The sequence below is a fragment of the Achromobacter spanius genome, from assembly GCF_039673305.1.
GTDB classification, from domain to species: domain Bacteria; phylum Pseudomonadota; class Gammaproteobacteria; order Burkholderiales; family Burkholderiaceae_B; genus Achromobacter; species Achromobacter spanius_F.
On the sequence record NZ_JBDJLJ010000059.1, the window covers coordinates 18,414 to 33,294 of the forward strand.

General features: G+C 68.9%; 15 protein-coding genes. 10 read left to right on the forward strand and 5 right to left on the reverse strand.

The genetic code is table 11. The annotated features are described in order from the left end of the window. Positions 1-245 precede the first annotated feature (245 nt). Positions 246-2,129, forward strand: coding sequence for an ABC transporter ATP-binding protein (locus ABE485_RS26700; protein ID WP_346518268.1), 1,884 nt, complete (start codon positions 246-248; stop codon positions 2,127-2,129). Positions 2,130-2,213: 84 nt separating this feature from the next. On the opposite strand, the gene ABE485_RS26705 is transcribed toward ABE485_RS26700, so the two are convergent. Beyond that, positions 2,214-2,837, reverse strand: a complete 624-nt coding sequence (locus ABE485_RS26705) for a LysE family translocator (protein ID WP_346518269.1) — start codon at positions 2,835-2,837, stop codon at positions 2,214-2,216. A 142-nt stretch (positions 2,838-2,979) separates the two neighbouring features. On the opposite strand from ABE485_RS26705, the gene ABE485_RS26710 reads away from it, so the two are divergent. Continuing rightward, positions 2,980-3,462, forward strand: a complete 483-nt coding sequence (locus tag ABE485_RS26710) for an Lrp/AsnC family transcriptional regulator (protein WP_346518270.1) — start codon at positions 2,980-2,982, stop codon at positions 3,460-3,462. Between the two features lie 10 nt (positions 3,463-3,472). Here ABE485_RS26710 and ABE485_RS26715 read toward each other — a convergent pair whose 3' ends face one another. Further along, positions 3,473-4,147 carry a DJ-1/PfpI family protein gene (locus tag ABE485_RS26715; protein WP_346518271.1) on the reverse strand — a complete coding sequence of 225 codons (675 nt, stop codon included), beginning with the start codon at positions 4,145-4,147 and terminating at the stop codon, positions 3,473-3,475. Between the two features lie 90 nt (positions 4,148-4,237). Here ABE485_RS26715 and ABE485_RS26720 point away from each other — a divergent pair, with 90 nt between their 5' ends. Next, on the forward strand, positions 4,238-5,125 hold the full coding sequence (locus ABE485_RS26720; RefSeq protein WP_346518272.1) for a GlxA family transcriptional regulator: 888 nt from the start codon (positions 4,238-4,240) through the stop codon (positions 5,123-5,125). Positions 5,126-5,180: 55 nt separating this feature from the next. Here the strand turns inward: ABE485_RS26720 and ABE485_RS26725 are convergent, their stop codons facing one another. After that, entirely contained in the window at positions 5,181-5,903 is a 723-nt protein-coding gene (locus tag ABE485_RS26725) for an SDR family NAD(P)-dependent oxidoreductase (RefSeq protein WP_346518273.1), read from the reverse strand. Continuing rightward, positions 5,900-6,892 (reverse strand): Bug family tripartite tricarboxylate transporter substrate binding protein, encoded by a 993-nt coding sequence (locus ABE485_RS26730; protein ID WP_346518274.1) that lies wholly within the window; start codon positions 6,890-6,892, stop codon positions 5,900-5,902. The genes ABE485_RS26725 and ABE485_RS26730 overlap by 4 nt, the downstream gene beginning before the upstream one ends. A gap of 103 nt (positions 6,893-6,995) precedes the next feature. Between ABE485_RS26730 and ABE485_RS26735 the strand changes: the two genes are divergently transcribed. From ABE485_RS26735 to ABE485_RS26760, 6 genes are all read left to right on the forward strand, one after another. Continuing rightward, positions 6,996-8,036: a cyclase family protein gene (locus ABE485_RS26735; RefSeq protein WP_346518275.1), complete on the forward strand. Its 1,041-nt coding sequence runs from the start codon at positions 6,996-6,998 to the stop codon at positions 8,034-8,036. A 3-nt stretch (positions 8,037-8,039) separates the two neighbouring features. Then, a complete protein-coding gene (locus ABE485_RS26740; protein ID WP_346518276.1) occupies positions 8,040-9,644 on the forward strand; it encodes an AMP-binding protein in 1,605 nt (534 codons plus the stop codon). Between the two features lie 13 nt (positions 9,645-9,657). Next, complete coding sequence (locus ABE485_RS26745) at positions 9,658-10,401, forward strand: GntR family transcriptional regulator (RefSeq protein ID WP_346518277.1); 744 nt, start codon at positions 9,658-9,660, stop codon at positions 10,399-10,401. Positions 10,402-10,538: 137 nt separating this feature from the next. After that, positions 10,539-11,795, forward strand: coding sequence for an ABC transporter substrate-binding protein (locus tag ABE485_RS26750; protein ID WP_346518278.1), 1,257 nt, complete (start codon positions 10,539-10,541; stop codon positions 11,793-11,795). Positions 11,796-11,857: 62 nt separating this feature from the next. Continuing rightward, complete coding sequence (locus ABE485_RS26755; protein WP_346518279.1) at positions 11,858-13,069, forward strand: hypothetical protein; 1,212 nt, start codon at positions 11,858-11,860, stop codon at positions 13,067-13,069. Between the two features lie 49 nt (positions 13,070-13,118). Continuing rightward, on the forward strand, positions 13,119-13,556 hold the full coding sequence (locus ABE485_RS26760) for an NUDIX hydrolase (RefSeq protein WP_346518280.1): 438 nt from the start codon (positions 13,119-13,121) through the stop codon (positions 13,554-13,556). 7 nt (positions 13,557-13,563) lie between these two features. Here the strand turns inward: ABE485_RS26760 and gcvA are convergent, their stop codons facing one another. Beyond that, a complete protein-coding gene (gene gcvA / locus ABE485_RS26765; RefSeq protein ID WP_346518281.1) occupies positions 13,564-14,448 on the reverse strand; it encodes a transcriptional regulator GcvA in 885 nt (294 codons plus the stop codon). A 141-nt stretch (positions 14,449-14,589) separates the two neighbouring features. Between gcvA and ABE485_RS26770 the strand changes: the two genes are divergently transcribed. Next, positions 14,590-14,881: amidase family protein (locus ABE485_RS26770; protein ID WP_346518282.1), on the forward strand; the 292-nt coding region annotated here is incomplete at its 3' end.

The following is a 14,881-nucleotide window of genomic DNA, read 5'->3' on the forward strand; positions in this document are numbered from 1 at the left end:
TCACTCACCGACAGGGAGGCTGCATGATGATGAACCCCATGCCCAACGCCGTCCCGCGCGTGTCCCCGCGACGCCATTAAGTCGTCGCCCGCGCGGCCCCATCGCCAGCATTCTTCCTGGCGACCGGCCCGCCGCGCCCATCTGAACCCTTAACGCATCAGTCGCCGCCCCACAGGCGTCCGGCCCGTTTTCCCTCTTTCCTCACAAGGACATCCCGGCGTGTCTTGTGCCGCCGGGCCATTGCAATGGCCAGAAAAAAAATCGACTTTCGAGGACAGGCGTTCAAGGACGTCCTGGGTTTCACCTTCCGTTATTGGGGCCGGCAACCCCTGCGCATCGTGGTCATCGTGGCGCTGGCGCTGCTGTCGGCGGTCGCCGACGTGCTGACGCCGATGTACGCCGGCCGGCTGGTCGACGCCGTGGCGTCGGGCGCCGCCGGCGACCAGGTGGCCTGGAACGCCGCCATCACGGCCTTCTGGCTGCTGGTGGCCCTGGGCGTCGGCGGCACCCTGCTGCGCCAGGCGGTATTCCAGAACATCATCACGTTCACGTTGAAGATGATGAACGGCATCGCCTCCAATGCCTTCTACCGCGTGCAGCGCTTCTCCACGGACTGGCACGCCAACAGCTTCGCCGGCTCCACCGTGCGCAAGATCACGCGCGGCATGTGGGCCGTGGACCTGCTGAACGACACGCTGCTGGTGGCGCTGCTGCCGTCCGTCGTGATGCTGGTCGGCGCCACCGCGCTGCTGGGCGCGCATTGGCCGCTGATGGGGCTGGTGGTGGGCCTGGGCTCGGTGCTGTACATCGCCGTCACGGTCGCGCTGTCGCTGGGCTTCGTGGCGCCCGCGGCGCGTCTGGGCAACGCCTGGGACACGCGCATGGGCGGTGCGCTGGCCGACGCCGTCAGCTGCAACGCGGTGGTCAAGGCCTTCGGCGCCGAGACGCGCGAAGAAGCCCGCCTGGACCGCGTCATCGACAAGTGGCGCCGGCGCACTCGCCGGACCTGGGTCCGTGCGACGGTGAACGGCGGCATCCAGGGCGCGATGCTGGTGGCGATGCAGGCCGCGATCCTGGGCGCGTCGCTGCTGCTGTGGTCGCGCGGCCAGGCCAGCGTGGGCGACATCACGTTCACGCTGACGATGTTCTTCGTGCTGCAAGGCTATCTGCGCGACGTGGGCATGCACATCCGCAATCTGCAGCGCTCGGTCAACGACATGGAAGAACTGGTGTCGCTGGAAAACCAGCCGCTCGGCGTGGAAGACAGGCCAGGCGCGGGCGCCATCGCGGTGACGGCCGGCGAAATCCGGTTCGAGGACGTGACGTTCCGCTACGGCTCGCAGGGCGCCGCCCTGTACGACGGCTTTTCGGCGCGCATCGCGCCGGGAGAACGCGTGGGCCTGGTCGGCCACTCGGGCTCCGGCAAGACCACGTTCATCAAGCTGATCCAGCGCCTGTATGACGTGGACGGCGGCCGCATCACCATCGACGGGCAGGACATCGCCCAGGCGAAGCAGGCGTCCTTGCGCAGCCAGATCGCCATCGTGCAGCAGGAGCCCGTTCTGTTCCACCGGACCCTGGCGGAAAACATCGCCTATGCCCGGCCCGGCGCCACCCAGGCCGAGATCGAGCAGGCCGCCCGGCTGGCCAGCGCGCATGATTTCATCATGACGCTGCCCAAGGGCTACGACACGCTGGTGGGCGAACGCGGCGTGAAGCTATCCGGCGGCGAACGCCAGCGCGTGGCGATCGCGCGGGCATTCCTGGCGGATGCGCCCATCCTGATCCTGGACGAAGCCACGTCCAGCCTGGACAGCGAAAGCGAGGTGCTGATCCAGCGCGCGATGGAACGCCTGATGGAGGGCCGCACGACGCTGGTGGTGGCGCACCGCCTGTCGACGGTCCGCGCGCTGGACCGCCTGCTGGTGATGGACCATGGCCGCATCATCGAGGAAGGCAGCCATGACGCGCTGATCCGCCTGAAGGGCGGCCTGTACCGGCGCCTGTTCGAGCGCCAGGCCCTGGAACTGACCAAGGGCCTGAGCCCGGCGGAACTGCTGGATGACGGCGCGGCGCCCCCGCCCGCCAAGGAACCGGAGGTCGACGCGTCGTACGCCTTCGGCGAGTAGTTCCGGTCTGACGCAAGCAAAGGGCCCGCCTCGAATTCGCGGCGGGCCCTTTTTTCTTTCGCGGGCCGCGCGCCGGGCACGGCCTCAGGCCGGGCGCTGCGCGAAGGTCAGGCGCAGGCCGAACCCGATCAGCGCCACGCCGAACACGGCGCCCTGCACTTTTTGCGCCCGCGGGCTGGCCGCCATCCAGCGGCCCGCCGCCCCGCCCGCCAGCGCGCAGGCCACATCCAGCGCCAGCCCCAATCCCACCAGGATGACGCCCAGCACGGCGAACTGCTGGCCGATTGGCCCCTGCGCGGGCGACACGAACTGCGGCAGCAGCACCGAGCAGAACAGCAGCGCCTTGGGATTGAGCACGTTGGTCAGCACGCCGCTCAGCAGCGCCGCGCCCAGGCCCGCGGGACGCGGCGCGGGAGCGTTCCCGGCCGCGTGTGCCGCCGGCGGCGCCCGCAACAGGCGCACGCCCAGCCACACCAGATAGCAACCCCCCGCCGTGCGCGCGGCATCGAACGCCCAGGGATGGGTCTTGAACAGGGCCGCCAGGCCCAGCGCGGCCAGCGTCACGTGCGCCGCCCGCGCGATGGCCAGCCCCGCGGCGACGGCCAGGGCCTGGCCCCGGCCGCGCAGCAGGCCGGTCTCGAGCAGCAGGATCATGTCCGGCCCCGGCACCACGTAAACGATCAGCAACGCCCCAAGAAACAACGCCATGTCGGCCATCGCCGCGCTCCTCGCATCCGTGTTCGATGGCGTCATTCTAGGAAAACCGGCCTGGCATGTGCTTGCAATTCATGCCAACTGCATTACCATTCCCGGCATAGATCACCAATCCAGCCATTCTTTTTTTATTTTCATGCCAAAACGTGAACTTGACGCCTACGACCGTCGTATCCTGGAGGCCCTGCAGAAGAACGGCCGGCTGACCAACGTCGAGCTGGCCGAGCAGATCGGGTTGTCCCCGTCGCCCTGCCTGCGGCGCGTGCGCATGATGGAAGAGGCTGGGGTGATCCAGGGCTACGAAGCCCGGCTGGACCCGCACGAGGTCGGCCTGGGCCTGACGGTGTTCGTGGGCGTGAAGGTGGAACGGCACCACGAACGGGATGCCGAACGGTTCCGCCAGGACGTCAGCGCGTTGCCGGAAGTCATCGCCGCCCACCTGGTGTCCGGCGAGTCCGACTTCCTGCTGCAGGTGGTGGTGCCGGACCTGCGCGCCTACGAGCAGTTCCTGCTGCACACCTTGCTGAAGCTGCCCGGCGTCAAGGACATCCGCAGCAACTTCGCCATCCAGACGGTCAAGCCGCAGAGTCCGCTGCCGCTGGACCACCTGGCCAGGTAAGGCGCGCGCCTCAGGGCATGGCGGCGGCCGCCCGGTCCACGGCCGCGCTGCGCCGCTCGAAGCGCGCCTGGGACATGGCCAGATAGCGCTCCACCACGGCCGGCTCCGACGTCTTGGGCGTGCCGCCCGGAAACGGCGGCTTGGGGTCGTATTCGATCTGCAGCTGGATCAGCTTGGCGGTGTCCTCGCCGCAGAGCGCCGCCACCACCTTCAGCCCCATGTCGATGCCCGAGGTGACGCCGCCCGCGGTGTACACATTGCCGTCCACGCACATGCGCTCGTCGCTCGGCGTGGCGCCAAAGCGGGCCAGCAGCTCGCGTGCGCGCCAATGGCTGGACGCCCGCCTGCCGCGCAGCAGGCCGGCCGCGCCCAGCAGCAGCGACCCCGTGCAGATGCCGAACAGGTACTGCGCGCCCAGCCCCTGCCGGCGCGTGAACGCCACCCACTCCGGATCGACGATGGCATCATCCGTGCCCGGGCCGCCGGGCACCACCAGCAGGTCGCAGGGCGGCGCCGACGCCAGCGTCTGGGTCGGCACGAAGCGCAGCCCGCGGTCGCAGCGCACCGGCTCGAGCGTTTTTGCGACAAAATCCACGGTAAAGCCCGGCGCGTTCGCCAGCACTTCGTAAGGCCCGGTCATATCCAGCTGGGTCAGCCCCTCGAACAAGACGAAATTCACATGCATGACGATGCTCCCTTGGAAAGTCCTGCGCCCAGCATAGGCGGACACCGCCGGCCGGCTGCGCCAGAAAAGGCCCCAAACGCGCCACAACGCGTGATGTTCGTGCTGTACGACGGCTTCCAGCCGCTGGACCTGGCCGGCCCGTGGCAGGCCTTCAGCTCGGCCAACGAAGAAGCGGGCCGCACGCTGTACCAGTTAAGCACGGTCGCGGCCGCGCCGGTCGTCTCCACCTGGGAACAGGGCCTGCGCATGCAGGTGGACGGCACCTTCGAAGAAGACGGCGATGCGCCCATCGACATGCTGCTCGTGCCCGGCGGCCCGGGCGTGGACCGTGCGGCAGCCCACGGCGAGACCCGCGCCTGGCTGCGCCGCCGCGACGCCGGCTCGCACCGCACCTGCAGCGTCTGCACCGGCGCCTTCGTGTTGGCCGCCGCCGGCCTGCTGGACGGCCGCGCCGTCACCACGCACTGGCGCTCGGCCGACCGGCTGCGTCTGATGCATCCCGCCCTGCGGGTGGAAGACGACCGCATCTACATCGAAAGCGGCAAGTACTGGACGTCCGCGGGCGTCACCGCCGGCATCGACCTGGCGCTGGCGCTGATCGAGCGCGATCACGGCGCCGCGCTGTCGCAGCAGGTGGCGCGGCGGCTGGTCGTCTTCATGCGCCGCAACGGCGACCAGCGCCAATACAGCCAGGCCCTGCGCCTGCAGGACCGCGTCGCCGCGCCGTTCCGCGAGCTGGTCGAGAAAATGGAGGCGAGGCTGTCGGCACGCTGGTCGGTCGATGAGATGGCGGACGCCTGCCACATGTCGCGCCGCACCTTCCAGCGCAAGTTCGCGGCGCACTTCGGCGTCGCACCCACCGAGGTGCTGCGGCGCCTGCGCGAGGAACGGGCCGGCGCCCTGGAAGGCGCCGGAAAGATGACCCGCAAGGCGGTCGAGCAGCATGTCGGGCCGCTGCACAAGCGGACCCGGCCGTAGCCGCCGGCGGGCCTGGTGTGCTGCCGTCATGCCAACGCATGCATGAGACAGCACACTAGCCCGCCAAGCCCACCGACATCCCGCCGCACACGTACAGCACCTGCCCGGTGACGAAACCCGCGCGCGGATCCAGGAACATCGCCACCGTGTGCGCCACCTCTTCCGGCCGCCCCACGCGGCCCACCGGGATCGAGGCTTCCAGCGCCCGCGTCTTGGGCGCGCCCGGCGGGTTGGACTGGTTGAACAGTTCGGTCGACACCGGCCCGGGCGCCACGGTGTTCACCGTGATGCCGTCGCCCGCCAGTTCCAGCGCCCAGGTGCGCGTCATGCCCGCCAGCCCGGCCTTGGACGCGCCGTAGACAGAACGGCCGCCCTTGCCCAGCGCCGCGCGGCTGCCGATGTTCACGACCCGCCCGTAGCCCGCCTTGCGCATGCCCGGCAGCAGCGCCTGCATCAGCAGGATCGGCGCGGCGATATTCAGCGCCATCGTGCGCGCCAGTTCTTCCTGGGTGACGTCTTCGATGCTGGCGACCTGGATCATCCCCGCGTTGTTCACCAGGTTCAGCACCGGGCGCTCGGCGGCCAGCTCGCGGGCCGCGGCGAGGGTCGCGGCCGCATCGCCCAGGTCCACGGACCGGAAGGTCTCGCCGCGCAGCGTCTGTTCCGGCGGCGTGCGGCTGAAGTTGACGACCTGGTAGCCGTCTTCAAGCAGCCGCGCCACGATGGCGCGGCCGATTCCCCGGCTGCCGCCGGTGACAAGAGCGATGGGCGTGTTCATTGCGCTTTGATCCCCTGGTCTTTGATGAGTCCGCCCCACTTCTTGCGTTCCGCCGTTTCGAAGGCGGCCAGATCGGGGCCGAACAGCGTGCCGGGCTTGGCGCCCATGGTGGCGAAGTTCGTGGCGATGGCCTGCGTCTGCAGGCCGCTGCGGGCGGCGGCGATGAGCTGCTCGACGACCGGCGCCGGCGTGTTGCGCGGCGCATACAGGGCGAACCACGCGGTGACGTCAAAGCCCGGCAAGCCGGATTCGGCGACCGTAGGCAGGTCGGGCACCGAGGGATCGCGCGCGCCCGACGTCACCGCCACGCCGCGCACCAGGTTGCCGTCCTTGATCTGCGCCAGCGCGCCGGGCAGGTTGTCGAACAGCAGGTCGACCTGCCCCCCCGCCACCGCGGGCAGCGACGCGGACGTGCCCTTGAACGGCACGTGCAGCATGGTCACGCCGGCCATGGCCTCGAAATACGCGCCCGTCAGATGCACCGACGATCCGATGCCGGGCGAGGCGTAGGTCAGCTTCTTGTCCGGCGACTGCTTGGCCGCCTTGATCACGTCCGCGACCGTCTTGTAGGGCGACTTCGCGCTGACGGCGATGACGTTGGGCGTGGTGGACACCAGCGCGATGGGCACCAGGTCGCGCTCCGGGTCGAACGCCATGTTGCTGTAGAGGAACTGGTTGATCGTCTGCGTGCCGATCGTGCCCAGGCCCAGCGTGTAGCCGTCGGCCTTGGCCCGCGCGACGTAGGCCATGCCGATGTTGCCGCCCGCGCCGGGCTTGTTCTCGACCAGCACCGTCTGCTTCAGGCCGGGCTGCAGCGCGTTGGCGATGGCGCGGCCGAAGATGTCCGCGCCGCCGCCCGGCGGATACGGGACGACGACGGTCACGGGGTGTTCGGGGTAGCCCGCCGCGTGGACGGCGGGCAGCGCCAGGACAGCCAGCGCGGCGAAGGCGATGCGCCATGCGGCGCGTGGATGCGGCATTTGCGTCATGGTGTTGTCTCCTATCGAATCCGCTGATTGCGGATTTCTTTTTAAAGTACGTAAATACGTACTATATTCATAAGAACATAGAAAACCGACAGGAGACAAGCAGATGAAACGCTGGACGCAACGCCCCGAAGGATCGACCTGGGGCGACTTCGGCCCGGACGACGAACTCGGCCGCCTGAACCTGCTGACCGAAGAGAAAGTCCTGCAGGCGGTGCGCGAAGTCCGCGCCGGCAAGGTGTTCTGCCTGTCGCTGCCGCTGGACCTTCCCGGCGGCAATGTGTTGAATCCGCGCCGCCACGCGCCCACGCTCAAGCCTACATTCCGCGAGGGCACGCCCTACCTGAACTTCGCGATGTCGCAGGTGCAGCCCGAGGCCGTCGACGTGCTGTCCGACGACCAGGTCACGCTGTCCATGCAATATTCCACCCAATGGGACGGCCTGTGCCACGTGGGCGCCATGTTCGACATCCAGGGCGACGGCGAACCCCGCCGCGTCTACTACAACGGCTATGCCGCCGGCGTGGACGTGTTCGGCGGCGCCGACCCCGACACCTCCGCCCAGGCCTGCTGCCCGCCCGGCGGTTCCTACGCGCGCAAGCTCAGCGTCAGCCGCTACGCGGAAAAAGGCATGCAGGGCCGCGGCGTGCTGGTGGACCTGGCGCGGGCGTTCGGCCCGGGCCGCACGCTGGTGGGCCATGACCAGCTGCAGGCCGCCATGCGCGAGCAGGACGCCGTGCCGGAAACCGGCGACATGCTGGTGCTGCGCACCGGCTTCGCCGAGGCCGTGGTGGCCATGAACGGCAACCCCGATCCGCACAAGCTTGAACAGACGGGCGCGGTCCTGGATGGCGCCGACCCCGCGCTGCTGGACTGGATCACCCGATCCGGCATCGCGGCGATCTGCGCCGACAACTACGCGGTCGAGTCCTACCCGGCGCGCACGTCCGGGCCCGGCCATTCGATCCTGCCGCTGCATCACCATTGCCTTTTCAAGCTGGGGGTGCCGCTGGCCGAACTCTGGTACCTGAAGGACCTGGCCGACTGGCTGCACGCGCATCAACGCAGCCGCTTCCTGCTGACCGCCCCGCCGCTGCGCATGCCCGGCGCGGTGGGTTCCCCCGTGACGCCCATCGCCACGGTGTAGATCATGACGCTGCCGTTCCCGACGTTCTCCGCACACCTGGACGCGCTCGCCGCGCGTCAGCCCGACTCGCCCGCGCTGATCGACCAGGACCAGCCCATCGGCATCGCCGAACTGCGCGCGCGCAGCCGCGCGCTGGCCGCGGGCCTGACCCGCATCGGCGTCAGGCCCGGCCAGCGCGTCGCCGTCTGGCTGCCCAATTGCGCGGCCTGGGTGGAATCCTTCCTGGCCTGCGCCCATCTGGGCGCGCTGGTGCTGGCCGTCAATACGCGCTTTCGGGCGCTGGAAGTCGCCGACATCCTGGGCCGCGGCAAGGCCGACTGGCTGGTGTACTGGCCCGGCTTCAAGGGCATCGACTTCCAGGGCATCCTGGATGGCGTGGCGCCAGCGGACCTCGCCGGGCTGCAGGGCGCGATCGCGCTCACGGGCGCCGACGGCGCCGCGCCCGTCTCCGTGCACGGCAAGCCGGTCCATCGCTATGACGCCCTGCGGAACTGCGCCGACCCGGCGCCCCCCGCGCAGGACAACGCCGGCGTGCTTTGCTTCACCACGTCCGGCACCACCTCAAAGCCCAAATTCGTGCTGCACGACCAGCAGACCCTGCTGCGCCACGGCGCGGCGGTGGCGCAGGCGTTCGGCTATGGCGACAACGCCTGCGTGCTGGCCAGCGCGCCGTTCTGCGGCGCCTTCGGCTTTGCGACGCTGGTCGGCGGCCTGTCGCGGGGCGTGCCCGTCGTCTGCGCGCCGGTGTTCAATGCCGCGGAATCGGCACAGGCCGTCGCCCGCCACGCCGTGACGCACACCTACGCCAACAACGAGGCCCTGGTCGGCATGATGCAGGGGGCCGCGCCCGGGGCCTTCTCGTCCGTGCAGTTGCTCGGCTTCGCCAGCTTCACGCCCGCGCTGGACAACATGCTGGACCTGGCCCGCGCGGCAGGCGTGCCGCTGACCGGCCTGTACGGCTCCAGCGAACTGATCGCGCTGGTGGCCGGCCAGCCCCGCGACGCGGCCGAGGGCGACGTGTCGGCCCGTCACCTGCCCGGCGGCACGCTGATTTATCCGGACGCCCGGGTGCGCGCGCGCGACCCCGAATCCGGCCAGGTGTTGCCGCACCGCCAGTCCGGCGAAATCGAGATCCTGTCGCCCAGCCTGATGCGGGGCTACCTGGACAACCCAGACGCCACGCGCGCCGCCCTGACCGACGACGGCTACTTCCGGACCGGCGACCTGGGCTACACGCTGACGCCGCGCCAGTTCGTGTTCCAGACCCGCATGGGCGACTCGCTGCGGCTGTCCGGCTTCCTGGTCAATCCGGTGGAGATCGAACAGGTCGTGGAGACCCTGCCGGGCGTGCGCGCCTGCCAGGTGGTGGGCGCCACGCACAAGGGCAAGATCGTGCCGTATGCCTTCGTGCTGCTGCACGAAGGCGCGCAAGCGGACCCGGACGGCTGGACCGCCGCCTGCAAGGCCGCCATGGCCGGCTTCAAGGCGCCCGCCGGGTTCACCGTGCTGGACGCCTTTCCGTCGGTGGAAAGCGCCAATTCGGTCAAGATCCAGAAGCACCGCCTGCGCGAGATGGCGGACGCTATGCTCTCGGATTCTTCGTCCTAGCCGTCGTCCGCCCATGCCCGCCCGCAAGCTCTTCTCGCGCAGTCCCCAGCCGCTCTACCTGCAGGCGGCCGCGCTGTTCCGCAGCCATATCCAGAACCGCACCTGGCGCCCGGGCCAGCAGATCCCGCCGCTGGAATCGCTGATGGAGACCTACGGCATCTCGCGCGCCACCATCCGGCAGGCCTTCGGCCTGCTTGAAGAAGACGGTCTGATCCGGCGTTCGCGCGGCTCGGGCACCTTCGTCAATGCCGAACTGCCCGAGACGCCCACGCTGCTCATCCCCAAGACCTGGGCCGAAACCGTCGAGCTCAGCAACCAGCTGGGCACGGTTTCGCTGGTGGAGTCCAGCGCCGATTCCCCGTTGCCCGATACGCTGGGCATGCCCTGCGGGGCCGACCGCAGCGGCAGCTTCCAATACCTGCGGCGCATCCACACCACGGATGCCGGCCCCTTCTGCTACAGCGAGGTCTTCCTGGACAGCGGCCTGTTCCGCAAGCACCGGGCCCGCATCCAGAAGAGCACCGTGGCGCCGGTGCTGGACCAGTTCTACGGCGCGCGCATCTCCGAGGCGCGCCAGGTGCTCAACGTCATCGAAGCCGGCCAGGAATCGGCGGAATCGCTGCAGATTCCGGTGTCGTCGCCCGTGGCCGAACTGCGCCGCTATGCCTGCATCGACGGCCGCGTCGTGTACTTCGCTCGGCTGGAGTTCCCGTTCCGCAAGGTGCGGATGGAATTCGACCTGTTAAGCAGCCGCTGACCGCAACCCCACCAAGGAGCACATCGCCCGCCATCGCCAACCACCAACCGCCGCCGTACGACCCGACAAGGCGCAGCAGCAAGACAGAAGAAGCGCCCGCAACATCCGAAAAGAATCCGGCATACAGGGAGACAACCATGAGACATGCCGACAAGACCCGGATTTCATTGCAGTGCCGCAGCAAGGCAACCCGATTGTTCGCCGGGGCGGCCCTCGCCGCGGCAGCCTCCGCCGCGCAGGCGCAAGCGCCCGCCGTCTCGGACGACGTGGTCCGCCTGGGACTGGTCCTGGACATGAGCGGCGTCTACGCCGACGTGACCGGCAAGGGCAGCGCCACCGCCGCCGAAATGGCGATCGCCGACTTCGGCGGCACGGTGCTGGGCAAGAAGGTGGACCTGCTGGTGGTGGACCACCAGAACAAGGCCGACATCGCCGCGGCCAAGGCGCGCGAGTGGTACGACACCCAGAAGGTGGACGCCATCATGGACGTGGCGGGGTCCGCCCCCGCCCTGGCCGTGCTGGAGGTGGCGCGGGAAAAGAAGAAGATCGTGGTCTTCAGCGGCCCGGGCACCGAACGCATCACCAACGACCTGTGCTCGCCGTATTCGGTGCACTACACCTACGACACCTGGTCGCTGGCCAACACCACCGCGCGCGCCACCGTCGAGCAGGGCGGCAAGAGCTGGTATTTCCTGACGGCCGACTACGCCTTCGGCCATACGCTGCAGGCGTCGGCCACGGACGTCGTGAAGGCCAACGGCGGCACCGTGGTGGGCGCATCGCGCCATCCGCTGGGGTCCAGCGATTTCGCGTCCTACCTGCTGCAGGCCCAGGCCAGCAAGGCGCAGATCGTCGGGCTGGCCAATGCGGGCGGCGACACGGTCAATGCCATCAAGGCGGCCAGCGAGTTCGGCCTGACCAAGGGCGGCCAGAAAATGGCCGGCCTGCTCCTGTACATCAACGACATCCACGCCATCGGCCTGGACGCCGCCGCGGGCCTGACACTGACCGAAGCCTTCTACTGGGACATGAACGACCAGACCCGCGCCTGGTCCCAGCGTTACTACGACAAGCTCAAGAAGATGCCCAACATGAGCCAGGCGGGCACGTATTCTTCGGTGATGCACTACCTGAAGGCGGTGCAGGCGGCTGGCACGGACGAGCCCGCAGCAGTCATGAAGCAGATGAAGTCCATGCCGATCAACGACTTCTTCGCCGCCAACGGCCGCATCCGCGAGGACGGCCGCATGGTGCACGACATGTACCTGTTCGAAGTCAAGAAGCCGTCGGAATCCAAGCGGCCCTGGGACTACTACAAGCTGGTGGCCACCCTGCCCGGGGACCAGGCCTTCATGCCGCTGTCCAGGTCCACCTGCCCGCTGGTGAAGAAATAGCGGGACGCGGCGGGCCGAGGCCCGCCGCGCTATCCTTGCGGCTTTGGATTCCGCGCTCCGACATGCCGCAACGCGACGCTCGCATCATCGAAGGAACCATCGACCAGATCCGGGTTGCGGTGCCCTTGCACCGCAAGGATGTGTTCCTGCGGATCGGGACCGAGACGGTATGGGCCATTGACCTGGACGAGCGCCATCTCGGCGCGCTGCGGGCTTGCCATTTCGACGGCATTCCCGTGCGCGTGGGCGTGCTGGAGGCCGAGCACGGACTGAACCGCTACCGCTGGGCCGTGCCGGCGCGCGGTGCGCCCCTGCCCCCGGTCAGCTATCAGGCCGCCCAGCGGCGCAGCGGGCGCGACGCCATGGTCTGCGCCGCGGTGGGCGCGGCGGCCCTCGGCGCGGCGTGGCTGTTCGGCCTGGACAGCATGACGCGGATGTTCCTGATGGTGTTTTCGCTGGTGATCGCCCTGATCGCGCTGATCCTGGCTGGAAGCGCCCTGTTCGTCCTTTGGCACAACCGGCGCGACCGTCCGGCGATCCTGGCAAGCGAGGCCCTGTTCGATCCCGCGCAACGGCCCCCGGCCACAAAATCGGCCCCGCCGCCCCCGCCGGCCCGCCTGGCGCCCGCGGCGCTGCGCGACGACGGCGAACCGCCCATCCTGCTGGTCCGCGGCCACCTGGACGGCATCACCCATGAGACCCGCCATGTGCACAAGGGCCCCACCTACGGCCACTATCGCTTTTCGGTCGACGGCAGGCATTTCCTGATGACCGTCGACGAGTCGCACGGAAGCTGGCAACCCTTCCTGGCCCAGGATGACCGCGTGGAAATGGCCGCCCACGCCAGCCCGGAGCCCGACGCGCCGCATGCCGTCTACGCGCTGCGCAACCTGGAAGACGGGCGCGCCTACATGTGCCACCTGCGGTTCCGCGCGGGCCTGGGCAAGGACACGCCGGTCGGCGTCGGCATGAACCAGCGCGCGCCCATGCTCAAGATGATCGGCGCGCTGATGCTGGCGGCGTGGCTGTTCCTGGTCGGCATCTCCTGGTTCTCCGACGCCGACGCGTCGCACGGCGGATTCGCCAATATGGCGCTCTTCGTCCTCGGGATGTTCTTCCTGGTGTGGCTGGGCTTTGCCCTGCCCCTGCTCTGGCTAGACACGCGCTGGCGCATGGGCAAACCGACCCGGCGCCAGCGGATCACGGAACGCATCTACGCGCTGCTCGACCTGGGCACGCCGTTCGCGCCGACGCGACGCATCGAAGAGGTGTGAGCCGTCCGGCGTATCCTTGCGGGATGCACCCTTGCCGCAGGAGATCCGCATGACCACGCCCGCCCCGCGTCCCATCGCCGCCACCATCGCCGCCGTCGTGCGCGACGGCCACGTGCTGCTGGTGCGCCGCGCCAACCCGCCCGACCAGGACCGCTGGGCCTTTCCGGGCGGCAAGATCGACGCGGGCGAGCGCATCGAAGCCGCGGCCGCCCGGGAACTCCTGGAAGAAACGGGCGTGACGGCCGAACCGCTGCACGTCTTCGACGCCGTCGACGTATTCGACCGCGACGACACGGGCGCACTGCGCCGCCACTTCATCCTGATCGCGGTGCTGTGCCGCTGGCAATCCGGCGAGCCGGTGGCGGGCGACGATGCGCGGGACGCGCGATGGGTGCCGTTGACCGACCTGGACGGCCATGCGCTGGCGACCAGCTTCGGGGTGGCGGAACTGGCGCACAAGGCGGCAGCGCTGATGGCCGCCGGCTAGGTCCGGTTCAGGTGCCGGGCACCCGCAGCCAGTCGCGAAATGCCCGGACCTTGTCCGTCATCGGCCCCCTGCCCGGCCATACCAGGTAATAGCCAAAATCCTCCAGCCAGGCGTCCTCCGCCAACCTGACCAGCCTCCCGGCGGCAAGTTCGTCTTCAACCATCGCCGCGGGCAGCAGCCCCATCCCCTGCCCGCCGGCAACCGCTTTCAAGAGCAGGCTGCCATCATCGAAGGCCGGCCCTCTTGGCATGCCCGCATCCTCCACGCCCTGCGCCGCAAACCAGAGCTGCCAACCCTTGCGGCCTTCGTCGTGGACACGCGGCCAGCGCAGCAGGTCCTGCGCGCCGCTGGGCATGCCCAGCGAGGCGACAAGGCTGGCCGACGCGACCGGCACCACTTCCACCGTCAAGAGGTGTTCGCTTTGCAGGCCCGGGTAGCGGCCCAATCCGTGCCGGATGGCGATGTCCACGCCATCGCGCGAAAAATCCGTCAACGCATTGCCGGTAACGACCTGCAGGTCGATGTCGGGATGGCGCGCGTGAAAGTCGTTCAGGCGAGGAATCAGCCAGGCCGATGCAAAGAAGGCGGTGGTGCCCACGGTCAGCACGCGGCTCGCCGGCGGCGCCGCAACGCGCGCCGAGGCCTCCAGTATCTGGCGAAACGCATTGCGCACGGGCGGCAGGTAGTTCTTGCCGGCCTCGGTCAGCAGGATGCCGCGGTTCACGCGCACGAAGAGCGCCACGTTCAGATGCCGCTCCAGGTTCTTGATCAACTGGCTGACCGCTCCGGGCGTCACGCACAGTTCTTCTGCCGCGGCCTTCATGGACTGATGGCGGGCGGCTGCGTCAAAGGCGCGCAGCGCATTGAGCGGGGGGAGGCGTGAGAGGTTCATGAAGCGCGGCCGTGGCTGGAAGTCGATATAGTTTTACTAATCTGAAATAGATAGAAAACAAGGTTTGCCTGACTGATTCTGTACCATTAATTTACCTGCTTAATCGTGAAAATTCGATTTATCCAGGAATAGTTTAACTATATGAATGACATCCGTTTCACTGTGCCCGCCGAGTCCGACCTGCTGGACCGCGACCTGACCGGGATCGCCGCGCTGATCCGATCACGCGACATTTCACCGGTCGATCTCACGCGCACCCAACTGCGGCGCATCGAAGCTCGGGACGGCGCACTACGCAGCTACGCCTGCGTGACGGCGGCCGCGGCGCTGCACGCGGCGCAAGCCGCAGAAACAGAGATACGCGGCGGGCGGTACCGCGGCCCGCTGCATGGCATTCCCGTCGCGCTGAAGGATCTGTGCCGCCGGCAAGGCG

Excerpts from the sequence above, each read along its gene's own strand:
- ABE485_RS26715 (WP_346518271.1), bottom strand. The coding sequence starts at position 4,147 with ATGCATGTGAATTTCGTCTTGTTCGAGGGGCTGACCCAGCTGGATATG.
- ABE485_RS26745 (WP_346518277.1), top strand. The coding sequence starts at position 9,658 with ATGCCCGCCCGCAAGCTCTTCTCGCGCAGTCCCCAGCCGCTCTACCTG.
- ABE485_RS26710 (WP_346518270.1), top strand. The coding sequence starts at position 2,980 with ATGCCAAAACGTGAACTTGACGCCTACGACCGTCGTATCCTGGAGGCC.
- ABE485_RS26735 (WP_346518275.1), top strand. The coding sequence starts at position 6,996 with ATGAAACGCTGGACGCAACGCCCCGAAGGATCGACCTGGGGCGACTTC.
- ABE485_RS26730 (WP_346518274.1), bottom strand. The coding sequence starts at position 6,892 with ATGACGCAAATGCCGCATCCACGCGCCGCATGGCGCATCGCCTTCGCC.
- ABE485_RS26750 (WP_346518278.1), top strand. The coding sequence starts at position 10,539 with ATGAGACATGCCGACAAGACCCGGATTTCATTGCAGTGCCGCAGCAAG.
- gcvA (WP_346518281.1), bottom strand. The coding sequence starts at position 14,448 with ATGAACCTCTCACGCCTCCCCCCGCTCAATGCGCTGCGCGCCTTTGAC.
- ABE485_RS26760 (WP_346518280.1), top strand. The coding sequence starts at position 13,119 with ATGACCACGCCCGCCCCGCGTCCCATCGCCGCCACCATCGCCGCCGTC.
- ABE485_RS26705 (WP_346518269.1), bottom strand. The coding sequence starts at position 2,837 with ATGGCGTTGTTTCTTGGGGCGTTGCTGATCGTTTACGTGGTGCCGGGG.
- ABE485_RS26725 (WP_346518273.1), bottom strand. The coding sequence starts at position 5,903 with ATGAACACGCCCATCGCTCTTGTCACCGGCGGCAGCCGGGGAATCGGC.
- ABE485_RS26700 (WP_346518268.1), top strand. The coding sequence starts at position 246 with ATGGCCAGAAAAAAAATCGACTTTCGAGGACAGGCGTTCAAGGACGTC.
- ABE485_RS26755 (WP_346518279.1), top strand. The coding sequence starts at position 11,858 with ATGCCGCAACGCGACGCTCGCATCATCGAAGGAACCATCGACCAGATC.
- ABE485_RS26740 (WP_346518276.1), top strand. The coding sequence starts at position 8,040 with ATGACGCTGCCGTTCCCGACGTTCTCCGCACACCTGGACGCGCTCGCC.